Source organism: Streptomyces sp. NRRL S-1022 (assembly GCF_000720135.1).
Lineage (GTDB): Bacteria > Actinomycetota > Actinomycetes > Streptomycetales > Streptomycetaceae > Streptomyces.
The window spans coordinates 1-309 of sequence record NZ_JOIU01000180.1 but is presented as its reverse complement, the minus strand read 5'-3'; the positions used below and the strand labels follow the sequence as shown (position 1 = coordinate 309).

The 309-nt window shown below is 69.3% G+C and carries 1 protein-coding gene; it reads left to right on the top strand.

Features of this window, described 5'->3' with window-relative positions:
- Positions 1 to 309, top strand: a 309-nt coding sequence (locus IG05_RS0141415; RefSeq protein ID WP_030349215.1) for a cbb3-type cytochrome c oxidase subunit I, incomplete at both ends; no start/stop codon positions are given.

The window sequence follows — 309 nt, the reverse complement described above, 5'->3', positions numbered from 1 at the left end:
TTCGGCTCGACCATCGCGGTGGGCGGCTTCCTCACCCCCGAGGGCGCGGCCGACTTCGGCTGGTTCGCCTACTCGCCGCTGTCGGACGCGGTCCGCAGCCCGGGCCTCGGCGCCGACATGTGGATCATGGGTCTGGCCTTCTCCGGCTTCGGCACCATCCTCGGCGCGGTCAACTTCATCACCACGATCATCTGCATGCGCGCCCCCGGCATGACCATGTTCCGCATGCCGATCTTCGTGTGGAACGTGCTGCTGACCGCCGTCCTGGTCCTGCTCGCCTTCCCGGTCCTCGCGGCGGCGCTGTTCGCG